Raw genomic sequence first — 2,126 nt, forward strand, 5'->3', positions numbered from 1 at the left:
CCAGCGCGGCGCCCAGCCGCGCGCGCAAGGCCGGGCCGGCGCGATGGTAGGGCGCATTCGCACGCAACGCCGCGCGCAGTTCGTGCACGTGTGCAAGCCCGGCGGTACAACCCGGGCATTGCGACAGGTGCCGCTCAAGGCGCAAGGTATCGCCCGCACCGAGTTCGCCGTCGGCGCAGGCTTGCAGCAGCAGGCGGGCGTCATTGCAGTTCATGGCCTGTCTCCCCGGCAGGACGCGACGAGGTTCCGTGGTTGCCCGTTACCGTCGCTGTCCTGCCTGTGTCGGGCGCGGTGGAACGGGGGCTTGCCGCGCCGTCATTGCCGCCGGCGCGGGCGCCGGTGGCGTGCATCCCCTCCTGGCGCAGGGCGAGTACTGCCTGCGCCAGCAGCTTGCGCGCGCGCGCCAGCCGGGACATCACGGTGCCCAGCGGAATATCGGCAATGGCGGCGATGTCCCGATATGGCAGATCCTCCAGTTCGCGCAGCACCAGCACCTCGCGGAAGGCCGCCGGCAAGCGCTCCAGCGCGAGGTGCAGCAGGCGGACATCGTCGGCGCGCAGCAGCCATTGTTCGGGGCTATCGCCGTGGCCGTCCTGCCAGCCGGGCAGGGGCGCGCCGTCGTGGTGCGCATCGTCGTAGCCGGCGCTGTCGCCCTGGCCTGGCTGCTGCCGCTTGCGCCAGGCGGAAAACCACGTATTGCGCACGATCGCCAGCAGCCAGGCGCGTGGCTGGTCGCCGCGGAAACTGTCGAAAAAACAGAAGGCCCGCAGGCAGGCTTCCTGCACCACGTCGTCCGCCTCGACGGCGCTGCCCGAAAGCCAGCGTGCCAGGTTGTAGGCGGCGTCGAGATGCGGGAGCACCAGCTCGTCGAAACGGCGGCGCCGGTCGGCTGCGTTCACATCACTCCTTGGGCTTGGCGCTGGGGGTGGTTCCATCCGCGTATACCGGGGCTGCGTCGAGTTTATTCCCGATTCCTCCGCCAACCACGAAAAAAATTTTCCATCCCCGCCGGGAATAAGCGCGCCGTCGCCCAGGTATTACAGACATCCCCCCGGCAATCTATGGAGCCACCATGACACGAGCCTGGAAGCGGCGCGATTTCCTCAACCTTGCCGCCTGCGCCGGCGGCGCGGTCTTTGCCTCGGCCCTGCCCGGATGGGCCGCCGGGCGCGACGAAGCCTTTTACTTCGTGCAACTGTCGGATGCGCACTGGGGTTTCCAGGGTCCGCCCAACCCCGACGCGCGCGGCACCTTGCCCAAGGCGGTGGCGGCGGTCAATGCGCTGGCGGAGCCGCCGGATTTCCTGATGTTCACCGGCGACCTCACCCAGACCACCGACGATCCCGCCGAGCGGCGGCGCCGCATGCGCGAGTTCAAGTCGATCATTGCCGATCTCAAGGTTCCCGTGGTGCACCTGATGCCGGGCGAGCACGATGCCGGCCTGGACGAAGGCGCTGCCTACCGCGAACTGTTCGGGCCTACCCACTATGTATTCGACCACAAGGGGGTGCACTTCATCGTGCTTGACAACGTGTCCGATCCCGCCGGGCGGGTCGGCGCGACGCAACTCGACTGGCTTGCCGCCGACCTTGCGCAGCAGCCGCAGTCGGCCCGCATCGTGGTGTTCACGCACCGTCCGCTGTTCGATCTCTATCCGCAATGGGACTGGGCCACGCGCGATGGAGCCCAGGTGATCGAGCGCCTGATGCCGCATCCTAACGTGACTGTGTTCTATGGCCACATCCATCAGGAGCATCACCACATGACCGGGCATATCGCCCACCATGCCGCGCGTTCTCTGATGTTCCCGTTGCCGGTCGCGGGCTCGCAGGCGCAGCGTTTGCCGTTGCCGTGGGACCCGGCCCATCCATACCGGGGCCTGGGCTGGCGTGAGGTGGAGGCAAAGGTCGCAGCGGGCGAATTCGGCATCGCGGAGAAGCCGGTGACAGGTTGAGCCGGTGCCCGCGGCCTGGCGATTGACGGTTGACGGTTGAGCGATGGCGGTAGCCACCGTGCAATGCAAACACAAGGAGTAGGCTATGGCAGCAGTATCCCGGGAAGGAATCAGCCGCAGGCGCGCACTGTACTGCCTGCTCGCCCTGGCGGGCGGCGCGCCGCTATTGCGC

3 protein-coding genes are annotated in these 2,126 nt (G+C 67.9%); 1 reads left to right on the top strand and 2 read right to left on the bottom strand.

What is annotated here, in order from left to right:
* On the bottom strand, positions 1-214 hold a 214-nt coding region (locus P3W85_RS10105), incomplete at its 3' end, for an anti-sigma factor family protein (RefSeq protein WP_276264692.1).
* On the bottom strand, positions 201-899 hold the full coding sequence (locus P3W85_RS10110; protein ID WP_276264693.1) for an RNA polymerase sigma factor: 699 nt from the start codon (positions 897-899) through the stop codon (positions 201-203). The genes P3W85_RS10105 and P3W85_RS10110, both read right to left, overlap by 14 nt.
* A gap of 173 nt (positions 900-1,072) precedes the next feature.
* Here P3W85_RS10110 and P3W85_RS10115 point away from each other — a divergent pair, with 173 nt between their 5' ends.
* Positions 1,073-1,954: a metallophosphoesterase family protein gene (locus tag P3W85_RS10115; RefSeq protein ID WP_276264694.1), complete on the top strand. Its 882-nt coding sequence runs from the start codon at positions 1,073-1,075 to the stop codon at positions 1,952-1,954.
* Positions 1,955-2,126: the final 172 nt, after the last annotated feature.

Origin of the sequence: Cupriavidus basilensis, assembly GCF_029335485.1 — a bacterium.
Taxonomy (GTDB): Bacteria; Pseudomonadota; Gammaproteobacteria; order Burkholderiales; family Burkholderiaceae; genus Cupriavidus; species Cupriavidus basilensis_E.